Raw genomic sequence first — 24152 nt, 5'->3', positions numbered from 1 at the left:
TATTGAAGGTTATAAAAACAGTGAAGTGCTGGTATATTGTCTGCGGTCTTTAACAATAATGGCTTCATACTAATGAACGATTCAGGTTGGTTTTTGATTTCAGCTGCTCTTTTGCTTGGGATACGTCATGGTTTTGATTTGGATCATCTGGCAACTATTGATGCGATAACTCGATCCGTTCGTAATAAGCCTTCTTTAGCACGTATGGTTGGATTTTTGTTTTCATTAGGTCATGGTTCGGTTGTTATTATTGTGAGTTTAATAATCGGTGGAGGAGTTGTTTCATCGAGTACTCCTGAATGGTTAAATGAAATGGGTAATATTATCTCGATTACCTGTTTATTCTTGTTTGGGTTTTTAACTTTATGGAATACAGTGAATTATTCTTCTCATGTCGCCATCCCGACCAGCTTAAGAAATTATTTATCTCGAAAGATTTTGCCTGGCAACACCCATCCTCTCTTCATTCTTCTCATTGGTGCGTTGTTTGCCTTATCTTTTGATACGATTAGTCAAATTGTATTGTTTTCACTTTCCGCCAGTGCTTTATCAGGTTTTCTGTTTTCCGGGTTATTAGGTTTTGTTTTTATGCTGGGTATGATGATGTCGGATGGATTAAATGGGTTTTTTGTAGCAAGCTTGATTCGGCGTGCTGATGGCACCTCGTTATTTTTCTCAAGATTAGTAGGGTTTGGCATTGCTTTTTTTAGTATAGGTATTGCTATAATCAATTGCTGTAAATTGCTTTAAACAGGCTAAAGATGCATGAATTATGGTTATGTAAGCGTATTATTGAGATTATCAGGCAACAAGCTACTGGCAAGAAATGCCGAAAGGTAAAGAAAATTGTACTGGAAATAGGGCAGTTAGTAGCAGTCGATAAGCACGCATTGAATTTTAGCTTTAAAGTGATAGCTCAGGGGACGATTGCACAAAATGCAGAATTATCGATTGTAGAGATCTCTGGTGAAGCAATATGCAACTCTTGTCAACAAATTGTACCGATAAAACAGTATTATGATGAATGCCTGGTTTGCGGCAATCATTCCTTAACACTGACAAAAGGTGAAGAATTAAAAGTGAAATCAATGGTGGTGGAATAATGTGCGGGATATGTGGATGTTCAGTAGAAAAAGGTCAAACCATGGATAATGGGCACCATGCAGTTCACCATGAGCATTCTATGCCTCATGAGCATTCATTTGACATCGAACAAAATATTTTAGCGCAAAACAATGAATTTGCTGCTCATAACCGGGATTACTTTCTCAGGCATAAAATTTTGGCTTTGAATTTGATGTCAAGCCCGGGATCCGGGAAAACAACATTGCTTTCCAAAACCATTTCAGATCTTGGTAAGGAAATTGATATTGCTGTCATAGTAGGTGATCAACAAACAAATTGTGATGCCGAAATGCTAAAATCCAGTGGAGGGGATGCCTGGCAAATTAATACTGGAAAAGTATGCCATTTGGATGCCCATATGGTTAGCCATGCTATACAAGATCTCGCCCTAAAAAGACAGTCTTTATTATTTATCGAAAATGTGGGCAATCTCGTTTGTCCAGCTTCATTTCATCTGGGCGAGCAATTCAGAGTAGTGATTCTTTCTGTTACGGAAGGGGAGAATAAACCTCTCAAATACCCTGATATGTTTTATTCCGCAGATTTGCTCCTGATAACCAAAGCAGATCTATTGCCCTATGTGAATTTTGATTTGGATTTGTGCAAGGAATATGTTCGCCGCACGAATCCGTCAATAGACATTATCACCCTGTCAGCAGTAAATGGCGTCGGATTGAATGATTGGTACGATTGGTTGTTAAATTCTTTCAAATCCAAAGTTGAGACTTCTTCATAAAAAAGTGGTAGCCGATGGCATTGGAACGTGTACAAATTAGCATACAAGGATTAGTGCAAGGAGTAGGTTTTCGACCGTGTGTTTATAAACTTGCCAGGCAAATGGAATTAACTGGCTTTGTGCAAAATAATGCATCAGGTGTTTTGATAGAAATTCAAGGCAACTATTTATCTCAATTTATCCCGAAATTAAGAGGGCAATTACCGCCGCTTGCAGCAATTCATAACGTGGAGTTCATTTCACTGCCGATTGTTCCCAACGAAAGAGCTTTTGAAATTCTTGATAGCCAGCGGGGGATAGCAAGTACTGTCATTACTCCGGATGTTTGCATTTGTTCTGAATGCCTCGGTGAATTATTTGACCCTCAAAGCAGATACTATCGTTATCCTTTCTTAAATTGTACTCACTGTGGTCCAAGGTTCACAATTACCAGAAATCTGCCCTATGATCGTTGTCAAACATCAATGAACCAGTTTCCTCTTTGTCAATCGTGTCAATCCGATTATTTAAATCCTGATAATCGTCGCTATCACGCTCAACCTACTGCCTGTATTCATTGTGGCCCACAACTTGCAATGTCGGTCGATGAGATGGCTCAAAGAATTCGTGAGGGAGAAATCATTGCTTTAAAAGGATTGGGTGGGTATCAATTAATTTGTGATGCTCGGAATGAAGAGACTATTTCAAAATTGAGGCTAAGAAAAAACCGTGAGGCTAAGCCATTCGCTTTGATGGTGGCTAACGTGAAAAGTGCCGAAGAAATTGCCGAGGTAAGCTGCAAGGTCAGATTAGTATTGGAAAGCAGAGAAAGACCGATTGTCTTGTTAAGAAAAAAGAGGGCCATCTTACCAGATGGGATTGCTCCTGGCTTAAATCACTTGGGCATTATGCTGCCCTCTACTCCATTACATTATTTGCTTTTTAATTCGTTCATTGGCAACCCGGATGATTGTCAATGGCTGGATGAGTACCATCCCATAGTATTAGTTGTGACCAGTGCGAATATTGGCGGTGAACCTCTCATTATTGATGATAAAAAAGCTGAGCAAGGTTTAATTTCGATAGCAGATAAAATTATTTCCTATGATCGGGAAATTATTACCCGATCGGATGATTCCGTAGTTCATATGGTTAATGAATCTCCTCTATTAGTACGTCGGGCACGCGGGTATGTGCCTGTTCCTCTAAAGTTACCTTATGAAATCCCTTCTACTTTGGCCTTGGGAGGACATTTAAAAAATACCTTTTGTATTACTCGTGGCGAAGATGCTTTTGTTTCACAACATATAGGCAGTTTAAATAATAAAGCGACGATTGAGTATTTTCATGAGTCGTTGAATCATTTGTTAAAATTTCTTGCAGTCAAACCAGAAAGAATCGCCTGTGATTGGCATCCTGACTTTTATACAAGCAGATTGGCACAGGAGTTTGGTTTACCTTGTTATGGAGTTCAGCATCATCATGCCCATTTGGCTTCTGTTGCAGCAGAATATGGAATTCAGGAACCTGCATTAGGATTAGTTCTGGATGGCTATGGATTGGGTACTAATGGTGAAGCTTGGGGGGGCGAATTATTATTATTAGAGAAAGGAATATTTAAGCGCGTTGGGCATTTTTTTCCTATTCCTCAGCCCGGAGGAGAAATTGCTGCAAGAGAACCCTGGCGTATGGCTGCTGGAATTTTGCATGCTTTGGGTAGGGGTGATGAAATTTTACATCGATTTAAAGAGCAATCTCAAGCGCCATTTTTACTCCCAATATTAGAAAAAAAGATTCATTGTCCACTGACTACCAGTTGCGGGCGACTGTTTGATGCGGTCAGTGCTCTTTTAGGTGTTGAATCGCTCTCCTTGTTTGAAGGTCATGCGGCCATGAGATTGGAAAGCATGGTGACTCATCCACAAGTCTTAAACAAAGGCTGGGTGATAAACGATAATGTGTTTGATATGCGACCTACCTTGCAGTTTATAGCAAACACGACAGATCAACAATTGGGGGCCAACCTGTTCCATGGTACTTTAATAACAGGTCTTAGCGAGTGGGTGACAGGAATTTGTCGAGAAAAAGGGATGCGCATGATACTATTGAGTGGCGGTTGTTTTTTGAACCAAATTCTTGCGGAAGGTTTAGTTAATTCATTAATTAATTCAGGGATTAAACCCCTGCTACCCCGATTGCTTCCACCAAATGATGGGGGGATTGCATTAGGTCAGGCATGGACTGTTGGAATACATGAATAAGGGTGGTTTATGTGCTTAGCGTTGCCGGCGCAGGTCGATCAAATTTTGGAAGATAACAAAGCGGTTGTTAATTTGGGGGGGATCACCAAGGAAATTTCCACCATTCTTTTGGATCAGGTTTCTAAGGGGGAATACGTTATCATTCATGCGGGATTCGCATTAACGAAACTGGACGAAAGAGAGGCGAACAAAACACTGAGTTTGTTTGCCCAGATGCTAAAGGATGGCTTGAAGTGAAATACATAGAAGAGTTTCGTAATGGCGCTTATGCACAAGTCATTATCAATGAAATTATTGCAACAGCAAATCCGCAAAGGCATTATCAATTTATGGAGTTTTGCGGTGGTCACACGCATGCTATTCATCGTTATGGGATCCCCAGTTTACTTCCCAATAATGTTGAAATGATTCATGGCCCCGGTTGCCCGGTTTGCGTTTTGCCTGTTGCGAGAATTGATAAGGCTATTGCGCTGGCCTCAATGCCTCAAGTGATACTGTGCAGCTACGCTGACATGCTGCGAGTTCCGGGTGCTGGACAAAAAAGTTTGTTAACTGCCAAAGCAGGTGGCGCTGATGTCAGGATGATTTATTCTGCGAATGATGCATTAAAAATCGCTCAGGAAAACCCTGATAAAGACGTTGTATTTTTTGCTATAGGCTTTGAAACAACAACCCCTCCTACTGCTTTTATCATCAAACAAGCGAAAAAATTAAACATCACCAATTTCAGTGTATTTTGCAATCATGTATTAACCCCCATTGCGATGGAAAGTTTGCTACAGACCAATGAAGTAGCCCTGGATGGGTTTGTTGGCCCAGCTCACGTCAGTATCGTGATAGGAAGCTATCCTTATGAGCATGTGTGTAAAAAATACCAAAAACCGATAGTGATATCAGGGTTTGAACCCCTGGATGTGTTGCATTCTATTCTCATGTTAATTCAACAATTGAATGAAGGGCGGTGTGAAGTGGAAATTCAATATACTCGTGCGGTAAATCGTATGGGTAATCTTTTGTCGCAACAAATCATGGCTGAAGTCCTGGAAATACGTGATCGTTTTGAATGGCGTGGCTTGGGTTTTATTCCCGCCAGCGCATTAAAAATCAAAGGATCATTTTCTGAGTTTGATGCTGAGCAGCGTTTTGAATTACCTGATAGCGCTGCGGAAGAACATAAGCAGTGTCTTTGTGGAGAGGTATTAAGAGGAGTAAAAAAGCCAACTGATTGTAAATTGTTTGCCAAGGCTTGCCTGCCAGAAAATCCTTTAGGCTCCTGTATGGTTTCATCGGAAGGAGCTTGCGCTGCTGTTTATGCTTATGGACGGGTGAATGCTTTATGAGTGAAATCCTGATAACTAAAAAATTAACTGGACCAAAACTGAATTTGAAGGAAGGCACTATCAATTTGACCCATGGCAGTGGTGGTCGTGCTATGGCTCAACTAATCGAACAATTATTTTTAACAGCGTTTGATAATGAGTGGCTGGCACAGAAAAATGATCAGGCTTGTTTTATTGTTCCTTCAGGACGAATGGTCATGGCAACCGATTCTCATGTGATTTCCCCCCTTTTTTTTCCTGGCGGGGATATTGGTTCTTTGTCAGTGCATGGAACGGTTAATGATGTGGCTATGTCAGGGGCAAAACCTTTATATTTGACAGCCAGCTTTATTCTTGAGGAAGGATTTCCTCTTAATGATTTGCGAAAAATCGTTTATTCGATGGCCGATGCAGCCAGGGAAGCAGGTGTTGCTATCATTGCCGGCGATACAAAAGTTGTGGAGCGAGGGAAAGGCGATGGCATTTTTATTACGACAACCGGAGTCGGTATTGTCCCTGCAGGAATTCATATTTCTGGTGATGGAGCCAAGCCTGGTGACAAGGTCATTGTGAGTGGTTTTATGGGAGACCATGGGGTGGCTATTATGGCACATCGCAATAACCTGGAATTTCAGACCAGAGTGCAGTCTGATACAGCTTCCTTACATGAGCTTGTAGATGTGATGGTGAAAGCAGTCCCGGAGCTTCATTGCTTACGTGACCCTACGCGTGGCGGGCTCGCAACAACACTGAATGAATTGGCCTTGCAATCCAAAGTCGGGTTTGTCATTGATGAAAGTAAAATTCCGATTCGTACTGAGGTTGCCAGTGCGTGTGAATTATTAGGTCTTGATCCTCTTTATGTTGCCAATGAAGGAAAATTAATTGCGATTTGTCCTTCTGAAAAGGCAGAGAAGCTATTAAGCGCTATGAAAGCACACCCATTAGGTTTACATGCTGCAATCATTGGCGAAGTGATTGAAGATCATCGCTGTTTTGTTCAGCTGAAAACAAAATTGGGCGGGGTACGAATTGTGGATTGGCTGGCCGGAGAGCAATTACCCAGAATCTGTTAATTAAGTAATAATGGTCGACAAGAAAGGATGACGAGGATGAATGACAAGACGGCCAGTTTTTTGCCTCATGATAAATTGCAACATTTAATTGATTCTTTGCAAAATGCTGGATATTCCTGTGTGGGGCCTCAGGTGCGTGATGGTGCGATTGTTTATGATGTCCTGAGCAGAGCTGAACAATTACCTTGGGGTATGCGTGATTATCAAGAACCAGGCGGGTATCGACTGGAACAGATTCCCGAACGCAAAGCCTTTGCTTTTGCCAATGGCCCTCAAGGAATAAAGCCTCTATTGTTCAAACCACAGGAAACGGTTTGGAGGGTTGAGCGTGATGAACAAGGAAAATTGTGCTTTAAACCACATCAACCTGATGAACTGCCTGTTGCCATTATCGGTTCTCGCGCTTGTGATTTAGCGGCGATGAGCATTCACGACAAAGTTTTTATAGAAAGCAATAATCCTGATCCTCGTTATAAAAGAAGACGCGAGCAATTATTTGTTGTTGCTGTGAATTGTACCTATTCTTCTGCAAATTGTTTTTGTGTTTCTGCCGGAACCGGTCCTGCAGTGAACAATTCGTTTGATATTCTTATGACGGAAATTGAAGATGGGTTTGTAGTGGAAACAGGTAGTGATAGAGGCAAAGAGATTATTAATCAACTTCATCTGTGTGATGCAAAAAGCGTACAATGTGTCGATGCCCAAAACAATGTGAAACAAGCCGCTGCTTTGCAAACCAAGAGGATTCCTTTGGATAATAAAAAGGATTTGCGAGATTTGCTGTTTTCGAATTTAAATCATCCTCGTTGGGATGACGTGGCCGAACGGTGTTTATCCTGTGGTAATTGTACTTTGGTATGCCCAACCTGTTTTTGTCATAGTGAAATTGAAAAACCAGGCTTGGATGGTTGTACCAGCGAACATCATAGAGAATGGGATTCTTGTTTTACAACAGGCCATACTTATCTCAATGGGAAAATTATTCGTGATGACACAAAAAAGCAATACAGGCAATGGCTAACTCACAAGGTTGGAAGCTGGTTTGATCAATTTGATACCAGCGGCTGTGTGGGATGTGGACGTTGTGTGACCTGGTGTCCTGTGGGAATTGATATAACTGAAGAGTTGGCAGCGATTTCGGGCGAGTCTAATGTAAGGAAAATAGAAAGTGAATAAATCAGACTATGATCCTTACTTGCCAAGAGAAGTTGAAATTGTTCAACGCACCCAGGAGTCTTCTTCAATTTTTACCCTGCATTTGCGTTTTACTGATGAAGAACACCATAAGCAATTTCAATTTTATCCTGGTCAATTCAATATGCTGTACCTTTATGGGGTAGGTGAAGTGGCCATTTCAATTGTCTCGGATCCCAAAAAGAAAACTTTCCTGAGTCACACCATCCGGGCTGTGGGGCGGGTAACCAAAGCCATGCAAAAACTGCAGGTTGGCGATCGTCTTGGAATACGAGGTCCTTTTGGAGTGGGCTGGCCGCTGCAAAAAACGAAAGGCAAAGACATTATTGTTCTAACCGGAGGATTGGGTTGTGCGCCATCCGTTTCCATTATCAATTATATTTTAGGAAGACGACGTCATTACGGTAAACTCAGTATTTTGCAGGGAGTAAAACACAGTGACGATTTTATTTTTAGAAAACAGTATGCCAAATGGCAAAAATCAGCTCATACTGAAGTTTATATAGCCGCAGATCAAGCTGGTCCCAAATGGCCTTGGGGTGTTGGTTATGTGACTGATCTGATTGACAACATCATTATCCAGCCGGATAAGTCGGTAGTGATGATGTGTGGACCTGAAATGATGATGAATACAGCCGTTAAAGTGTTTACCCAAAGGGGGATTATTGAAAACGACATTTACCTCAGTATGGAGAGAAACATGGAATGCGGTATTGGTCATTGCGGTCATTGTCAATACGGTGGTTTATTTGTATGCAAAGATGGCCCTGTCTTTGCTTATTCCCAGATTAAAGAGTTATTCAAAGAATCTGGATTTTAAAATGCCTGAGGGAAGCTATGAAACCGCGTATCGCTGTACATAAATTTACTTCATGTGATGGATGTCAATTGGCATTTTTAAATGCGGGTGAATCGTTGTTGACCTTATCTGACTTGGTTGAAATCGTGCATTTTGCAGAGGCAGGTATAGTGGATGTGGATGTGAAAGTGGATATCGCTTTTGTGGAAGGCAGCATTTCAACTCCTGATGAAGAGCATCGGATACGTAAAATTCGTGAGAACAGTCAATACCTTATTACCATAGGTGCTTGTGCTACCGCCGGCGGTATACAAGCTTTGCGTAATTTTGCAGATTCCGGGGAATGGTTGGCCAGTGTTTATGCTTCACCGAATTATATTAAGACTTTAACGACCTCAACGGCTATTGCGCATCACGTTAAAGTGGATTGGGAGTTATGGGGATGTCCAGTAAATAGTTGGCAGGTATTGGAGGCGATTCGTTTTTTATTATCTAACGCGACTCCCAAAATAAAAAAAGATTCTGAATGCATGGAATGCAAACGAAAAGGGAATGTGTGTGTGCTGGTGACCAAAAAACAACCTTGTATGGGGCCAGTAACTCAAACAGGCTGTGGATCGCTTTGCCCCACGTTGGGCAGGGCATGTTATGCTTGTTATGGACCAAAAGAAAACTCCAATCCCAATTCTTTGGGAGAGTGGTTTTTATCTATGGGATTAACCAAAGAAGCGATTGCCAGGCAGTTTTTACATATTAATAATCAGGCACCTGCATTTAATCAAGCCGGAAATTACTTTAAGGGAATTAAAATCAGCAATGGGTAAAGACATTTCAATTAATGTTCCAATTTTGGCGCGGGTGGAAGGCGAGGGGGCTCTTGAGCTTTGCATTCGGGATAGAGAAATTGACACATTAAAATTAAGAATATATGAACCACCAAGATTATTTGAAAAATTTCTGGAAGGTCGAAGTTATAACGAAGTGTTGGATTTTGTAGCCCGCATTTGTGGCATATGTCCCGTTGCTTACCAAATGAGTGCAACACAGGCTATAGAACAATGTTTTAACCTGAGCCCTACTCCTTGGGTTCGCGATATGCGTCGCCTGTTTTATTGCGGCGAATGGTTGGAAAGTCATAGCTTGCACGTCTATTTTTTGGCTTTACCGGATTTTTTAGGATTTCAATCAGCACCTGAAATGGCAAGGAAATATCCACAGGAAGTGAAATGCGGGTTGCGGATTCAGGCTTTTGGTAATGATTTGATTAAATTGTTAGGGGGGCGATCCGTTCATCCAGTGGGAGCTTGCGTTGGAGGTTTTTATAAAGCGCCTTCTCATTCACAAATCAAATTAATATTAGACAAGGCAAAAGATCGGGTTTCGGATTGCGAAGCGTTAATTGCTTGGTTTGCCAGCCTATCTTTACCCGATAATTCTCATGATTTTACCAGTGTTTCGCTTTATCACCCTACTGAATATCCTATGAATGAAGGAAGAATTGTTTCAGATCGTGGATTAAACATAAGCAAAGAAGAATTTGATAGCTATTTCAAAGAGCATCATGTGGATTACTCCAATGCATTGCACTGTTTATTGCAAAATAAACCCTATTTAGTAGGCCCTCTGGCCCGTATTAATAATTGCTTTGGGCATTTGCCAGTACCCATTCATCTTCTTTTACAAAGCCTGAATATTCAATTCCCTTCGCGGAATATGTGCCATAGCATTATTGCTCGAGCAGTGGAAATGTACTACTGTGTTTTGGAAGCTATCCGTATTTTGGAACAATATGACTTGCCAGAGCAATCTCATCCTGAAATCAGACCTCAGGCAGGGGAAGGAGTAGGTTGTACCGAGGCTCCCAGAGGCCTGTTGTGGCAGCATTATCGTTTTGATGAAAGTGGCCAGGTTTTACAAGCCCGGATTGTTCCTCCCACTAGCCAAAATCAAGCGCGTATTGAAGAAGATTTAAGACATTCGTTAATACAATTTGGCCTTAATCAGGAGGAGGAAGCGATAAGATATTTTAGTGAGATGATCATTCGTAATTATGATCCGTGTATTTCATGCTCTACTCATTTTTTGAATTTAAAAATCGATAGAATATGAATCTTATAAAAGTCTTAGGCATAGGTTCACCTTTTGGTGAGGATCAAGCGGGATGGCTGGTTGCCAATTGTCTTAAGACAGAACTGTCAAAAGAGCACTATATTAGTAAAACGCTGATCATAGAATCTCACGATCGACCTGGCCTTCGTTTGATTGAATTGATGAATCCTGCAAAAGTCGTTTTTTTAATTGATGCTGTAAAATCAGGATGTGCCCCAGGTACAATTCATCGCTTAAAAAATAACGAGATTTTTGCATTTCAAAACAGGTTATCGACGCATGAAATAGGGGTGGCAGAAGCACTTCAAATAGGTCAAAGCCTTAATGATTTGCCTGAGGATATCATTTTATACGGGATTGAAATTGATAGCGTCGCTTTTAATGCGACGCTGTCCAAATCAGTTGAAAAAGCAATGAAGGCCGTTGTTATCCAAGTAAAAAAGGAACTCAAGGATATGTTAAAGCATATCGTATGAGTTTCTTTTCATAATCAATTTGCAATAGCTAAATAGTAAGGCTCGAGTCAGTTGCAGTTTTAATTTTATCTACAATCCAAAGGTTTAACGTTGAATCAATATCTGAGCCTATTGGGTTATGAATATAACGAATAATTTTAGTTTCTAATTCTTCTTTAACATCAGTTGCTAATCTGGAACCTAGTATTTCTCTCATATGTGGATTTTCTAATTCTTTTAAAAGCAATTCTTTAACTTTATTAGCAAATAATGTTTTCGAGGGGAAATCCAGATAGTCAACTAAGTACTGAGTCATTACTTGTGTTTTACTATCAGAGAGTAGGGCAGAAAGAATAATTAGCGAGATAAAATGATTATTTTGATATTTCACGATGAGATTTTTATAAAGAGTTGCTTTTTCTATATTTTTATCAGCTCCAGTGAAGAAACCATATAACCCAAGAAAACCTTTGTTTTCATTTTCATTCTTGATATATGAAAGTAATCCATCACTTACTGCGATTGATAAGGCATGAATTCTTAATTGATTTATTAGTAACTGATCAGGAATGACTAATCTTCCTACTGTAAAATCATCACCAAAACGTTGAATTTGTCCAGTTTCTTTTGCTTGCTCAACCAGCTGTTTTTGTTTGGATTTTACAACTTTTAGCAACTGAGAAAACAATGGGTATTTGTCATCAAAATTTCCAGGGTCGAGATTTAGATGTCTTACTATTTTTTTGTTTATTTTTTTGCCATCAACAGTTTCTACTTCAAACTCTTTTTCAGTCATTTCTAATGCCGGTTGAACATAAGTGTATCCTACTAGTTCATCACCGGGCGTTACTTTAGTATTAAAGACAGAATTTCTTTGAATGACCGAATCGATATTGGAAGATGAGTAGTTGTCAAATGCATCTTTGAACCCATCAACTTCTGTATGGCAAACTAATTGTTCAATTGGCCCTTCATTTCTTTTGATAGCTATTCCTGTGTCACCAATGCCGAATCCAGCACAAAACAGTTGTTCATCCTTTTGATAAGTTACGCATAAAGACATAGTGAACTCTGCCAATGGAGCATGTTTGCTGCGCAAAGAGTAAATAGTATGAATGAGTGATTCGGTAACTTTTTTTGAATCTGGGTATCTGGCGAGATCTAAGGAGAAGTTATCAATTAAAGGGAGAACATGGTTATCAATAAATGAAAAAACAGCCTGACGTTCGCATCCATAAAAGCCATCCACCACAATTTGAAAAGCCATTCCATCTTTGGTATATCCAATGACTATTTTATCGTCAGAATCCTTGTGCTTTATAATTTCTTTGCCCTGTTCATTCAAATGTACAAACAGGCTGGATGCAAAGATTTCACTATTACCCTTATCTAAATCATTGGAACCAGACTGATAGGTTTGTCCATGAAGAACACCATTACAGATTTGTGTAATAACCGAACGCATCGTTACTCCTCCTAAACTTACTTCAGATATCCTGTCATTGTGTATTAGATGTGTAAATTGTAAATTATATGTAAAGACAATACCCTTAATGATCTCATAATATACCAAATGATATACTTAATTACAAGTTGAGAGATATTATTTATCTTACCTGAAGACTTATGAATCCTCGAGTACATGGGCATAATGGGGAGAAATAAAATGAGTGTTAATGAAGAGCAATTTGGTAGTTTATATAGTGATGAACGAGACAAACCATTACTATCCCCAACCGCCCAGAAAAAATTTGAAGCATATCAAGAGAAATTGGCGAATCTAAGTAAAATAATTCGAGAAAATGAGGGCAATGAAGTATCTCCATGGCAGGAGTGGGAGAATGGATTACGTCAAATTTACAAAGAAATGATTTATGATGCCTTTGACGCGCTTGGTGTCGAGATGCCAAAAGATATGGAAGTCCATTTTGCAGGTTCGCTTGCTAAGGCACAAGCCACTGAGTATAGCGATTTGGATGCCTTTGTTATTGTTAAAAATGACGAGGATATTAAAAAAGTAAAACCGGTCTTTGATGCATTAAATAATTTATGTCAACGTATTTTTACTGCAAGCAATCAGATATATCCTGATCCTATTGGAATCAATCCAAGCCGTCTTATTGGTACGCCTGATGATTTGTTTGGTATGTTAAAAGACGGTATGGTGGCTGATGTTGAAGCAACTGCAATGTCAATTTTAACATCAAAACCTGTTTTACCTCGCTATGAATTAGGGGAAGAGTTACGAGATAAAATCAAACAAGAACCCTCTTTCAGCAATATGGTTTCAGCCAAGAAGTTTTATAATAAAGCTATTAAAGACTTTACCGCACCTAAAGAGGGTGCAGAAGTAGTGAGTGTCAAAACTCATATTATGCGTCCCATCGATTTTATGCTGATGGGATTGCGTGAGGAATTTAATTTATACAGCGAGGATGGAGCCCATCTTTCGGCACCAGGAACTATACGTTTATTACGTGAAAAAAATTTATTGCCCGAAGAGCAAATCGCTCGAATCGAGTCAGTATACAATCAAGCGATGAGCAAGAGATTTGAGTTGCATGCTGAGCATAAAAAAGAACACGATGAGATGCCTTATTCTGATGCTAAAGAAATGCTTGATGAGGTAGCCAAAATAAGAGAACTGGGTGTTCAACGAGTCACAAGGATTGAAAATCTGGAAAATGCCAAGAAGCTGTGGGACAACGCGAATAGCATGCTTGATAAGGGTAATATCAGCGGATATCTTAAGGCAGCGAATGAACTTCATAAATTTATGAAGGAAAAAAATCTAAAGGAAGATGATTTAAGGCCAGAGTTAAGTGATAAAACAATATCTCCAAAAGGATATGCTATTTTGCAATCTTTATGGGGAGCAGCTTCAGATTATAGTAGAGCAGCTGCAACTCTCACAGAGTCTACAGTAGAACCTGGTTTAGTATCAGCTGTTAACAAAATGTCAGCATTCTTTATGGATTGTAAATTAAGTCCAAACGAGCGAGCAACCCCTGATCCAGATTTTAAGATAGGGAAATCTAAAATTTTAGTAGGCATAATGCAATTCATAAAAGATGTAGCAGACCCAAATTCGAAAATATGGATGCATAATACAAAAGCTTTGATGAATCATAAAATTGCTGCTATTCAAAAACTGGAAAAAAACAATAATGTTAATGATGAAACATTAGAGAGTGTGCTGAGCTCTAAAGGTGAAAATTTATCTGAATATCTTTCTTATAAATACGCAACAAAAGATGAAGGAAGAGAGCACCGCTATACGGCAAGCACGGAAAATTTTAAAAATGTTAAAGAAAAATATCAGCAAATGCGAGGCGATGCTTTAAAAACAGAAATCTTGGCTGATTTCAAGGATAAACTGGCTGAAGCTACCGATGAAAAGAGCCTTAAGCAAATTGTCGCTGAATTGAAAGATAAAGATGAATATAAAATTTTGGCTAAGGGGCAAGGGTTGACAACTCAACTTTTAGGGTTAAAGACAAGTTCAGTGTCCGCATTTGAGAAAATGGTTGAGGAAACAAGAGAAAGTATTAAGTCTCAAGAAAGACAAACCATTAAGATAAAATAACCAGCGCATTTCAATTATGAAGATATGCTTATATCGCTCTTTTTAGTATAGAGAAAGACTGATCAGAGCTAATTCAATAAGGGTTGAACCTAAAGTTGACCTTTTCTTTCTTCTTGATTGATAAACATTTTAAACGATTTTCGAAAGATAATAATCGTTGTTTACTTAAAGTGCCAAAGGCTTTACTTCTCCACCATACTGCATCGCGCGTTTCATTACCTTGCGTCCATAAAAGTATCGAGCAATGACGTGGGTTACAAATTGATTGACCAGTTGTGGCAAGAAGGGCATAGGTCGCAAGACATCAATGATTAAAACAGCACGAAAATCATCACTTGTATTTCTTACTTCATGTGGCCAGGAGTCATCAAAAAGTACTGCTTCTCCTTCTTTCCAAGTGTAAGGCTGGTTATTAACAAAAATTTGTGGTGGATTGTTTTTAGGGACATGAATTCCTAAATGATATCTTAGATAGCCAATATAGGGGCCTTCATGTAGGGGAATTGATTTTCCAGGTTCTAAAATCGAGAAAAAAGCTTGTATAAGATGTGGTATTCCTTCCAATAAATTACAAAGTGTCGGGCATAATAAACGGGCTTCCTTGAGTTGATAACCAAGAAGATACAGCATGAAGACATTCCAGTTTTTTTCTGTGGAGTTTGATATGGCAGTTTCTCCAGGATCTATGTCGTGGTAGCGTGGAAATTCTTTCACATTCGCTTGTACATTTTCAAATTCCCTTTTGATATCGGGAAAATGATGTGTTATGTGATTTAATTCTGGGGCAGTTTGAGCAATATCAAAAAAAACTGGGCGTTGATTATATCCTACATAGCGCCCATAAAAGTGATTCAATTTACTCTTGAAATAATGATAGTCTACCATTGCTTATTCCTTTATTTTATTTGTGATAATAATTTGGAGCCGAATGTTCGACTATCCTTGGGAAAATTAGCTATTTTAAAATGAAGTGTGAAGAAATGGAAGTTTAAAAAATGCTCGTTTTTATGCTGAGGTATCCTTTCATGTTTTGGAAATTGTTCTTGGCATTAAGCTTATTCCAAATAAACATACAACACAAAATAATGCCCCAATTGAGAATGTAAATACGGAGCCTAAACTATCCCAGAGCAATCCGGCAAGCAGGCTTGCAACAAGCATAGCAATCCCACAGATTAAATTAAAAAAGCCAAAAGCTGTACCACGCAGATCATCAGGGGCAGTGTTTGCAACCATGGCCGCTAAAAGTCCTTGGGTTACACCCATATGTAAACCCCATAGGCATGATCCGATATAAACAAACAGCAATGAATGACTAAATGCCAATATCAAATCAGCAGCAATTAAAATAAACAGTCCTATGACCAAGAGCTTGTAATGGTTCATGGTATCAGTTAATTTTCCAAAGGGGTATGCGCTCACCGAGTACATCAGGTACATGACTACCAGGATTAAGGGTACCCAGGTAATAGGTGAACCGACCTGATGTCCTCGTAAAAGAAGAAAAGCCTCGCTAAAACGTGCCAGAGTGAAAATGGCACCAATTATAACTACATACCAATAAGCATGACTTAGCCTTTTTATTTCTTTCGGCTGAATTGGATTAATTGCTTTTGTGTCAACAGGTTTTACAGGTTCCTGCACAAAAAAAACAAGAATCAGCACAGATAATATTCCTGGTATAACTGCTACCCAAAACACAGCCTGAAAGTTATTATTCCAGATTATCATTAATACCAGAGCCAAAAGAGGCCCTATAATAGCACCCACAGTATCAAGTGATTGCCGTAAACCATAAGCAGCGCCATAGCGGGTGTCTGGTGCAATATCTGCAATGAGTGCATCTCTAGGAGAACCTCGCATTCCTTTTCCTATTCTATCCAGAAAACGGGCAAGGAAAATCATTCCTATGTTGGTTGCCAAAGCAAATAGTGGTTTACTGAGTGCGCTGAAACTATAACCATATATGGCTAATATTTTTCTTTTGCCAAGATAATCACTGTACATTCCCGAGAATACTCTGATTATGAGTGCAATCGATTCTGCAAAACCCTCGATTAACCCAATGACTAATGCGTTAGTGCCAAATACTGAAACCAAAAAAACAGGTAATAAGCTAAAAATAAGTTCTGAGGAAAGATCCGTTAGCATACTGACAAAGCCAAGAGCAACGATGCCTGAAGGTATTGGAGTCATTCCATTTTTTTTCTTCCTGTTGATGCTCATTTTTCCCTGTAAAAAACGATAGTCAATTTATCGAGAGTTGGTAACGTCCGATATGTGTTTTTTAACATGGTGCCACATTCTTCACTTAAGGTTAAATACTGTTATCGCCGTGGCTTAAAAAATACTGATAAGAATTTCCTTTTCCATATTATTTTTCAGCTACTACGGTTGGAAAGAGATGGGCTTCGTCATATAGGAAATGAATATTCCTGAAACCTGCCAATTCGAGTTGCTTTTGGGTTTGTTGGGATGAGCGATAACACTGAAATTTTGCATTTAAAATATCAGAAAAAATAATTCTCTGCAGTAATAAATCTTCTGGACTAATTTTATTCAAAATCCATTCGCATTGTGAACTCAGGTTAGGAGGATAGGTTAAAAAACTGGTTACTAACTTCCCGCCTTTTTTTAGAGCTGTATGGAATTGCTGATATAAATCAAGGACTTTGTTATCGTCTGGTTCATAAATATTTAACCCGTTGCTGGAAATGAGATCGAATTCCTCTTGAATATTAAGCTCCCAGGCATTACGACAAATAAACGTTGTGAATTTGTCCAGCTTTTGTTGTTTTGCCAAGACCTTGGCATCATCTAATGCTGACGGGTCATAATCTATACCAATCAGTCGGATGTTGTTGATGCCATTGAAATCAAGATAAAGTAATTCCCCTAACATCCCACAGGGGATAGACGCAAGGGTTGCACCATTAACCAGAGCTTTTTGATTTTCCTGCAAAAATAACCCAAAACGTTGTTGGGTTGCTAATATTGTTGGTGCTTTGTCCAACAAAAAACGTTCCATGTCCGATAATGGCTCGCCACTATTGTTTAACCCGGTTTTTCTTCCGAACCATGGATGAGTCAACATATAATGAGTCCAATAACCATTGATGCCCTGATTTTGTATTAGAAATTGACCAAACCCAAACTGACTTAATTCTTGAAGAATGTTAAGCTGAGTTTCTACCGTGACATGCGGTTTATCACCCTCTTTTATTATTCTTTCCTTCATTTGTTGTATTACAGTACACAAATGAAATGAATCTGTGTTATGAGAAATGATATGTTCTTGTTTTGACATGCGGGCTCTCTGGATAATCTTTTAAGTTTTAATTGCCGTGAGTTTAAAATAAGAAAATGGATTTATTTTATAATTCAAACTCACAACAATTATACTTAATATTCTTTAAAATTCGTAGGTTTTCTAACTAACTTCATCACCTTTGACTCAAGCTGGCGAAATATTAACAGACTCTAAGAAGGCTTATCAAAAGTGCTGTAAACATACCCTGATATTGGGTTTTCCGGATCGGTGAATTCAGGATACAATTCGGTAACCGTTTCATGTATTTGGTTTATATCGCTTCTGAGCAGGTAGCCATTATTTTTTTCAAACATTTTTTCTGCTGTAAATGCTCTTATTTCATCTTTATAGCTGACTTGTTTTGACTCTTCTGTTTCCAGTTCCTTATCATAAAGATCTGAATTTAAAAAATGACAGACTTCATGAATTAATGTTTTGGCAATTTCTTCAACGCTTTTTGTCGAGTTGATATAAATATGCTGGTGATCATAAATAATACCATCTAATTCTTTCTCAATTTTACGTACCGCCGACATTGTAGGCGGGAAAGTTTTTGGAAGAGTAGTATGATAATCTTTTTTCATAATGGTTTTCATTCTCTGGTAATGATCTGGGGTAAGTTGAAAGAAAGTACTTACTGTGACTTGATTGGAATTTATGGCATCAAGCACTAATCTTGCGACAAAAGATTGATTTTGTTTTATCAGGTTGATTGCATCCTGCAATTTTTGCTCGAAATTGTTTTCATCAAAAGCCTGGTTTTTTTCAAAAAAATTGAATTGAGACATTCCTTTTCTCCTATTATCCAGTATTAATGATTACTTCCATGCAATTTCATAGTAACCTTTCTTCAATTAATGAACAATACTGAGGGTAATTTTTCAAAATGATCAGTTTTATTGCTAAATAGTTGTTGTATAATTTTGAAAAATTAATTTCAGAGTAGAAAATGTATATACAAAAATTAAAAGAAATGTTTGCTCAAATGGTAATTAAGAAAAATGCTAATCTTATTCCAGAATATTATCATAGGGAGTTTTTACTCTATACCAATGACATAGTGACAGACTATGATGAATTTCTAAGCTCACATCAACAATATTATGCGACTGAAATTCAATATCAAGTTGAGTATGATGAAGAGACTTTTCTTGAGCAAGGTGAAAAAATAGCCGGGCGGGTATTTATTACCACCACTCGACCTGATGAGCCTGCCAAGAGAATTGAAGTCATATTGATTGCTCAATATAAAGATGAAAAAATTTATCGATTATGGGAATTAACTTATCCCGATTGGTCCAAGTTACCGGCCTTTTCAAATCAGCTAACCTAGGTGATTATCGTCTCTTACGAACAGGGGAATATCAGAGAGCTATTTAGTTAAGATTTCCCTGCTTTACATGGTGTAGCACCGTACAGGTGCGAGCAAAAAACGTAAAGCCTTCCTGGGTGTGCCAGGCTTATATTATTGATAACAAATTTACGACTATACTTAAGGTATTAATTAATTCATATAAAACACCTTGTCTATGAAAGGAATCATATTCAACGAATTTCTCAATTTTGTAGAAAAAAGTGAATCCTACGCCCTTGTAGATCAAATTATTATGGATAGTCATTTGAAGTCCCATGGTGCTTACACATCCATCGGTACATACTCTCCCAAAGAATTATTTCAATTAGTTAAAGCGCTAGGCATGAAAAATGGCAAACCAACATCAGTGATTTTACAAGAATATGGAGAGTATTTGTTTGAAGTTTTTGCAAAAAAATATCCACAATTCTTCAAGGAAAAAAAAACGGTGTTTCAATTTATGGAAGAGCTTGAAACACATATTCATTTCGAAGTAAAAAAATTGTATGACCATACTGAATTACCCCATTTTGAATGCCAATATCTCAGTCAAAATCAGTTGGAAATGATTTATATTTCTTCACGTTCTTTAGCCGATTTTGCGGAAGGTTTAATAAGAGGTTGTATTAATTATCATAGGGAAAATATTAGTGTTGTACGTGAAAATCTGCCTGCAAAAACGGGCTTTAAGGTAAGATTTATATTAACGAAAGGCGATCCTTATGAGTGATTACGAAGTATTGTTACGCCATCTTGACAGAGAGATACGCGCAAGGAAAGAAGCTGAAGAAATAAGTGAAAAAAAAATATCCGAGTTATACCGTTTTGCCCAGCGTCTGGAAGAGAGTTTAAAAGATCAAAAAGAAATAAGTAAAAAATTAAAAGAGAAGACCAAGGCATTAAAGCAGCAAATCGCTAAAACAGAAGAAGAACGCCATGCCAAAAGTACTTTACAAACCATATTGGAAAGCGCAATTGAATATTCAATCATTGCAATTAATTTGAAAGGAGTCATACTGGTTTGGAATGAAGGGGCGAGACGAAATTACGGCTACGAAGCTCATGAATTAATAAACAAAAAGAGCATCGATATTTTGCATACAGTGGAAGATATCCAGTCAGGTAAAGTAAGAAAATTTTTTCAAACGGTACGTCGGGAAGGCAAGGCAGAAGAAGTATTTCAACGGGTCAGAAAAGACGGATCCCAGTTCACTGCTTCCGTTACTATGACCATACGCCATGATTCACAAGGAAAAAAAGTAGGGTATGTCATTATTTCAAAAGATATTACCGAAATTAAAAAATTTGAAGAAAAGCTGATTAAAAGTAATCAGGATCTTGAAGAATTTTCATACATTATTTCTCATGACCTAAAAGCGCCGCTAAGGGCAATTATTCAATTGGCAACATGGATTGAAGAGGATTGCGGAAATAAGCTGGATCCTCTTTCCAGAAAAAATCTTCAATTGCTTAGAGAACGTACCCATCGCATGAGCGGCATGGTAGATGGCTTGTTACAATATGCGCGGGCAGGACAGGTCAATATGGAGATAGAATGGGTAGATACTAAAGAGTTAATTCAAGAAATAATGGATATTCTTAACCACGATGAACAATTTACTATCATAGTTCATGAATCCATGCCCCAACTGACAACTGCCAAATTACTTCTAAGCCAGGTTTTTTCTAATCTGATTGCAAACAGCATGAAACACCATCACTGTAAAACGGGAACTATCGAAATTGGTGTTTTGGATAGAGGTTCGTTTTATGAGTTTTATGTGGCAGATGATGGTCCAGGTATTGAGCCGGTGTATTTTGAGAAAATATTCAGAATATTTCAAACTTTAAAATCCAAAGATGAGGCAGAAACTACTGGCATAGGATTAACTATAGTAAAGAAAATTGTAGAGTCTCAAAATGGGAAAATTGAGGTGGAATCTGAGTTGGGTAAAGGAGCAAAGTTTTCCTTTACATGGCCTAAAATACCTCATCAATAAAGGTTTAGGTCTATAATTAATTTAGAAATAAAAAATAAAATATTGTCTCACGGAGAATAGTGATGGACCTCGCAGCTGATAAAATAGATATTTTGTATTTGGAAGATGATGAGGTCGATATTCAGTCCGTTGAGCGTGTATTCCATAAAATAAGCTCATTAATCAAGATTGAAATAGCTAAAAGTGGAAATCAGGCATTAGATAGGCTTTATGGTAGAAATAAAGAAAATAAAATTCATCCCAAGTTGATTCTTCTCGATATTAATATACCTAAGATGAATGGTATTGAGTTCTTAAAAGAATTACGAGCCGATCCTCAATTTACTGATATTGAGGTATTTGTACTTACAGCAGCCTATACTAGCAAAGATAAGCTGGCGTTTGAGCCTTTAAATATTCGAGGCCATTTGATTAAACCACTCGATTATGGCGAAGCCATTAAACTATTTTGGATATTACAATCCATGTAGGCTCTGTAGTGTTAAATGGTCTTTCCTGGTTGGCTTAATGTCATACTGCTTTCAGAAGCCTGTTTTAATGCAGTTTCTAAGGTTTGTTTTAGTTTAGGGTCGGCGTTTGGATGTTGCTTCAAATACTCTTTGGTTAAATTGTTTAAATCAGGATCATGAGGATTTTCTTTAAGGGCTTTGGCTAATTCATTGACTTTTTCAACTCTCATATGTTTGGTAAATTCCTTGTACTCTTTTTTAACAGATTCTTTGTCGCTTTCAGTTAATTTATCGAATCCTCCCACTTCTCTGGCTTTTTGACATAACAGTATCCCCTCTATATTGGAGCGAGAATTGGCTATGGTGCAATTGTCATTTTTCTGTCCCTTTTGTTTGATATGATGAATAGGTTCCTTGTTTCCAGCAACCGCTTTAATTTGAGACATAATTTCATCATGAGAAGCACCATTCGAATGTCCACTTGTCATATTATTGATGAATTCGGGAGTAATTTTACTGGAATCCTCGATTCGGAAAATATGAGTGCCATGTTCATTGCTCTTTGATCCCAGACCGCGATTGGTATATACCAGGTAGCCCGATTTGGAATCAGGGCCGTCGGGTACATACGATAATCCCATGGCATGGCCTTTACAGCTGACAGGAATTGTGGTGAGTTCGCCTCCTTGAATGCGTCTTGCAAGATCGTTACCTGCTTCCGGGTTTCTTTGCGGTGTGCTGAATTTGAATGCCGATGCCTCATTTGAAAAATGAAAGGCATTGGCTATTTCCTGAAAATTCTTGTTGTCAGGATTGGATTTAGCAAAATGACTGACTGAATCTGTCATCAATTGATAAGTTGGCGCTATATGGCCGAATTGAGAGGGAGTACCATCTACACTGGTTGTTTTGATACCTAAAACCAGACCAAAATTTTTGACAGGGTGCAATTTTTCTTTTTCAGGTGAGAGTGGAGGAAACCCAAACTCTTTAGCCGCCTTACTGTCAAGGGCAATTTCAAAGACGGCTTTTTCTATCGGACCTGCTTTCGCTCCATTATCCAGAAAATATTTTGCCGTAGTGAAATCTTGTTTTTGTAGGGCGTATTGTAAAGGGCTTTGCCCTTCTGAGTTTGTGGCTTGAATTAATGCGCTTTGTACGCTCTCATAACCACTTTCTTTAGAAATCTTGCTTAATTGTTCTTTAAATAATTCACCTTGGAGTTTTAATGACATTAATTCGATGAGTAAACGAAAAAACATGTCATTATCTGCTTTCGCTTTATTGAGTATTTCGGCTTGCAGGGACATTTTTTTTCGTAGTTCATCGAGTTTGGTTTGTTCCATTGTTGACTCATTCATTTGTTTAAGCATACCTATTGGAACACTTAATTTATCCAAACTTTTATCTGTGGTTGAAATTTTTGAGTCAGGTGGAGGAGTCAACATAGAATACCCTGATTGATTAGTTGAACTATGTCATTATTATACATCAGGACTTATAAAAATCCCCAATTTCTTCGTTAAAAAATGTCTTTAACTTGGTCATTTAGTTTATATAAACCACTCATTAAAAACATTTTTGCTTTAACCTTGGGTAAGTCCTATACATAATAAAAAAATGTCTAAAAAACCTGATTTGTCTTTGTTAATGATTAGACGGTAGGTAATTTGATGTGAGAGATTCAGGTTTTTCCTGTGTTCCGTATCTCTTTCCTTTACAACCAAAAATACTGTACAAAAAGAGACTCAAGCAGGATCTTTGCTGTGAATGAGATGGGCTATCTATTTCATTTCGTCTAGTATAATCGGGTTTCTCAAGCAAAAGCTCTTCTTCCGGAGGAATTTTTTTTATCGGGGGTTTTCTGTAATGCTCAATAAACACCTCTTCAGCAAATCCTGTTGATTTAATGACAAAATCAAGCAATTCTTTTGGAGTAGGGGTTTTATATTGAGATATAGTAACATTTGAACCAAGTCCAACGGGGTCGGATTTATTCCCGGTGGCTTTTGAAAACCATTTTACTAATTCACTTTTTTCGTAAAGATTGCTAATACCCTCTGAGGTTGGATAAAACACGGGCTCTTTAGGAAGTTCCATACAAATTGCACAATAAAACCAATCCAAATCTAATACTTCAAGTAGTTTTAATTTTTGCTCTAAAATTTCTAACATCATTTTGGCATCTGGCTCAACCACTTTTAAATCTTTGGGGACGCTGTCTTTATAATAGAGCATCTTATCCGGGTCGTTTTGTAGATAAACAATTTTCGTCATAACATCTCCAAAGAATATTACTATAAACAACATTATTAGTGAGCAAACATGGGAAAAAGTGTGCTTTATTGTGACACCGATGTCAATTTAAAAATTTGATGATGGTCATGGATTTTTTACCGT

Annotated in this window: 24 protein-coding genes; 17 read left to right on the top strand and 7 right to left on the bottom strand. The window is 38.2% G+C overall.

Features of this window, described 5'->3' with window-relative positions:
• Positions 1-72 precede the first annotated feature (72 nt).
• From OQJ02_RS12355 to OQJ02_RS12300, 12 genes are read left to right on the top strand one after another with little or no spacing between them, the layout of a single operon-like run.
• Complete coding sequence (locus OQJ02_RS12355; RefSeq protein WP_265719313.1) at positions 73-750, top strand: DNA repair protein; 678 nt, start codon at positions 73-75, stop codon at positions 748-750.
• Between the two features lie 11 nt (positions 751-761).
• Positions 762-1103: a hydrogenase maturation nickel metallochaperone HypA gene (gene hypA / locus OQJ02_RS12350; RefSeq protein WP_265719312.1), complete on the top strand. Its 342-nt coding sequence runs from the start codon at positions 762-764 to the stop codon at positions 1101-1103.
• On the top strand, positions 1103-1861 hold the full coding sequence (hypB, locus tag OQJ02_RS12345) for a hydrogenase nickel incorporation protein HypB (RefSeq protein WP_265719311.1): 759 nt from the start codon (positions 1103-1105) through the stop codon (positions 1859-1861). Before hypA ends, hypB begins: the two co-directional genes overlap by 1 nt.
• 14 nt (positions 1862-1875) lie before the next feature.
• Positions 1876-4101 (top strand): carbamoyltransferase HypF, encoded by a 2226-nt coding sequence (gene hypF, locus OQJ02_RS12340; protein WP_265719310.1) that lies wholly within the window; start codon positions 1876-1878, stop codon positions 4099-4101.
• 9 nt (positions 4102-4110) lie between these two features.
• On the top strand, positions 4111-4338 hold the full coding sequence (locus OQJ02_RS12335; RefSeq protein ID WP_265719309.1) for a HypC/HybG/HupF family hydrogenase formation chaperone: 228 nt from the start codon (positions 4111-4113) through the stop codon (positions 4336-4338).
• The gene (hypD, locus tag OQJ02_RS12330; RefSeq protein ID WP_265719308.1) at positions 4335-5441 is read left to right on the top strand and encodes a hydrogenase formation protein HypD; all 1107 of its coding nucleotides are present in this window, start codon (positions 4335-4337) and stop codon (positions 5439-5441) included. Before OQJ02_RS12335 ends, hypD begins: the two co-directional genes overlap by 4 nt.
• Positions 5438-6496 carry a hydrogenase expression/formation protein HypE gene (hypE, locus tag OQJ02_RS12325; RefSeq protein WP_265719307.1) on the top strand — a complete coding sequence of 353 codons (1059 nt, stop codon included), beginning with the start codon at positions 5438-5440 and terminating at the stop codon, positions 6494-6496. The genes hypD and hypE overlap by 4 nt, the downstream gene beginning before the upstream one ends.
• A gap of 36 nt (positions 6497-6532) precedes the next feature.
• Positions 6533-7672, top strand: coding sequence for a 4Fe-4S dicluster domain-containing protein (locus OQJ02_RS12320; RefSeq protein WP_265719306.1), 1140 nt, complete (start codon positions 6533-6535; stop codon positions 7670-7672).
• On the top strand, positions 7665-8510 hold the full coding sequence (locus OQJ02_RS12315; protein ID WP_265719305.1) for an FAD/NAD(P)-binding protein: 846 nt from the start codon (positions 7665-7667) through the stop codon (positions 8508-8510). The genes OQJ02_RS12320 and OQJ02_RS12315 overlap by 8 nt, the downstream gene beginning before the upstream one ends.
• A gap of 17 nt (positions 8511-8527) precedes the next feature.
• Entirely contained in the window at positions 8528-9313 is a 786-nt protein-coding gene (locus OQJ02_RS12310) for a sulfhydrogenase subunit delta (RefSeq protein ID WP_265719304.1), read from the top strand.
• Positions 9306-10598 (top strand): Ni/Fe hydrogenase subunit alpha, encoded by a 1293-nt coding sequence (locus OQJ02_RS12305; RefSeq protein ID WP_265719303.1) that lies wholly within the window; start codon positions 9306-9308, stop codon positions 10596-10598. Before OQJ02_RS12310 ends, OQJ02_RS12305 begins: the two co-directional genes overlap by 8 nt.
• The gene (locus OQJ02_RS12300; RefSeq protein ID WP_265719302.1) at positions 10595-11074 is read left to right on the top strand and encodes a hydrogenase maturation protease; all 480 of its coding nucleotides are present in this window, start codon (positions 10595-10597) and stop codon (positions 11072-11074) included. Before OQJ02_RS12305 ends, OQJ02_RS12300 begins: the two co-directional genes overlap by 4 nt.
• 28 nt (positions 11075-11102) lie before the next feature.
• Here OQJ02_RS12300 and sidD read toward each other — a convergent pair whose 3' ends face one another.
• Positions 11103-12626: a T4SS effector deAMPylase SidD gene (sidD, locus tag OQJ02_RS12295; protein ID WP_265719301.1), complete on the bottom strand. Its 1524-nt coding sequence runs from the start codon at positions 12624-12626 to the stop codon at positions 11103-11105.
• 69 nt (positions 12627-12695) lie between these two features.
• On the opposite strand from sidD, the gene sidM reads away from it, so the two are divergent.
• On the top strand, positions 12696-14639 hold the full coding sequence (gene sidM, locus OQJ02_RS12290) for a Dot/Icm T4SS effector guanine nucleotide-exchange factor DrrA/SidM (RefSeq protein ID WP_265719300.1): 1944 nt from the start codon (positions 12696-12698) through the stop codon (positions 14637-14639).
• Positions 14640-14804: 165 nt separating this feature from the next.
• Here the strand turns inward: sidM and OQJ02_RS12285 are convergent, their stop codons facing one another.
• The 4 genes from OQJ02_RS12285 to OQJ02_RS12270 all read right to left on the bottom strand — a co-directional run bounded on the left by OQJ02_RS12285 (position 14805) and on the right by OQJ02_RS12270 (position 18758).
• Positions 14805-15524, bottom strand: a complete 720-nt coding sequence (locus OQJ02_RS12285; RefSeq protein ID WP_265719299.1) for an aspartyl/asparaginyl beta-hydroxylase domain-containing protein — start codon at positions 15522-15524, stop codon at positions 14805-14807.
• A gap of 138 nt (positions 15525-15662) precedes the next feature.
• On the bottom strand, positions 15663-16865 hold the full coding sequence (locus tag OQJ02_RS12280) for an MFS transporter (RefSeq protein WP_265719298.1): 1203 nt from the start codon (positions 16863-16865) through the stop codon (positions 15663-15665).
• Positions 16866-17013: 148 nt separating this feature from the next.
• Positions 17014-17946: an SAM-dependent methyltransferase gene (locus OQJ02_RS12275; protein ID WP_265719297.1), complete on the bottom strand. Its 933-nt coding sequence runs from the start codon at positions 17944-17946 to the stop codon at positions 17014-17016.
• Between the two features lie 173 nt (positions 17947-18119).
• Positions 18120-18758: a hypothetical protein gene (locus OQJ02_RS12270; RefSeq protein ID WP_265719835.1), complete on the bottom strand. Its 639-nt coding sequence runs from the start codon at positions 18756-18758 to the stop codon at positions 18120-18122.
• A gap of 140 nt (positions 18759-18898) precedes the next feature.
• Between OQJ02_RS12270 and OQJ02_RS12265 the strand changes: the two genes are divergently transcribed.
• The 4 genes from OQJ02_RS12265 to OQJ02_RS12250 all read left to right on the top strand — a co-directional run bounded on the left by OQJ02_RS12265 (position 18899) and on the right by OQJ02_RS12250 (position 21773).
• On the top strand, positions 18899-19282 hold the full coding sequence (locus OQJ02_RS12265) for a nuclear transport factor 2 family protein (RefSeq protein WP_265719296.1): 384 nt from the start codon (positions 18899-18901) through the stop codon (positions 19280-19282).
• Positions 19283-19478: 196 nt separating this feature from the next.
• The gene (locus OQJ02_RS12260; RefSeq protein ID WP_265719295.1) at positions 19479-20033 is read left to right on the top strand and encodes a heme NO-binding domain-containing protein; all 555 of its coding nucleotides are present in this window, start codon (positions 19479-19481) and stop codon (positions 20031-20033) included.
• On the top strand, positions 20026-21303 hold the full coding sequence (locus tag OQJ02_RS12255; protein ID WP_265719294.1) for a sensor histidine kinase: 1278 nt from the start codon (positions 20026-20028) through the stop codon (positions 21301-21303). Before OQJ02_RS12260 ends, OQJ02_RS12255 begins: the two co-directional genes overlap by 8 nt.
• Before the next feature lie 62 nt (positions 21304-21365).
• Positions 21366-21773, top strand: coding sequence for a response regulator (locus tag OQJ02_RS12250; RefSeq protein ID WP_265719293.1), 408 nt, complete (start codon positions 21366-21368; stop codon positions 21771-21773).
• Between the two features lie 11 nt (positions 21774-21784).
• Here OQJ02_RS12250 and ankD read toward each other — a convergent pair whose 3' ends face one another.
• Together ankD and OQJ02_RS12240 are read right to left on the bottom strand one after the other, a co-directional pair.
• A complete protein-coding gene (ankD, locus tag OQJ02_RS12245; protein ID WP_265719292.1) occupies positions 21785-23200 on the bottom strand; it encodes a Dot/Icm T4SS effector AnkD/LegA15 in 1416 nt (471 codons plus the stop codon).
• 199 nt (positions 23201-23399) lie between these two features.
• Positions 23400-24029 (bottom strand): hypothetical protein, encoded by a 630-nt coding sequence (locus tag OQJ02_RS12240; RefSeq protein ID WP_265719291.1) that lies wholly within the window; start codon positions 24027-24029, stop codon positions 23400-23402.
• Between the last annotated feature and the right edge of the window lie 123 nt (positions 24030-24152).

The organism is Legionella sp. PATHC032 (assembly GCF_026191185.1).
In the GTDB taxonomy this organism is placed as follows: domain Bacteria; phylum Pseudomonadota; class Gammaproteobacteria; order Legionellales; family Legionellaceae; genus Legionella.
This window is presented reverse-complemented; position numbering and strand designations above follow the sequence as displayed.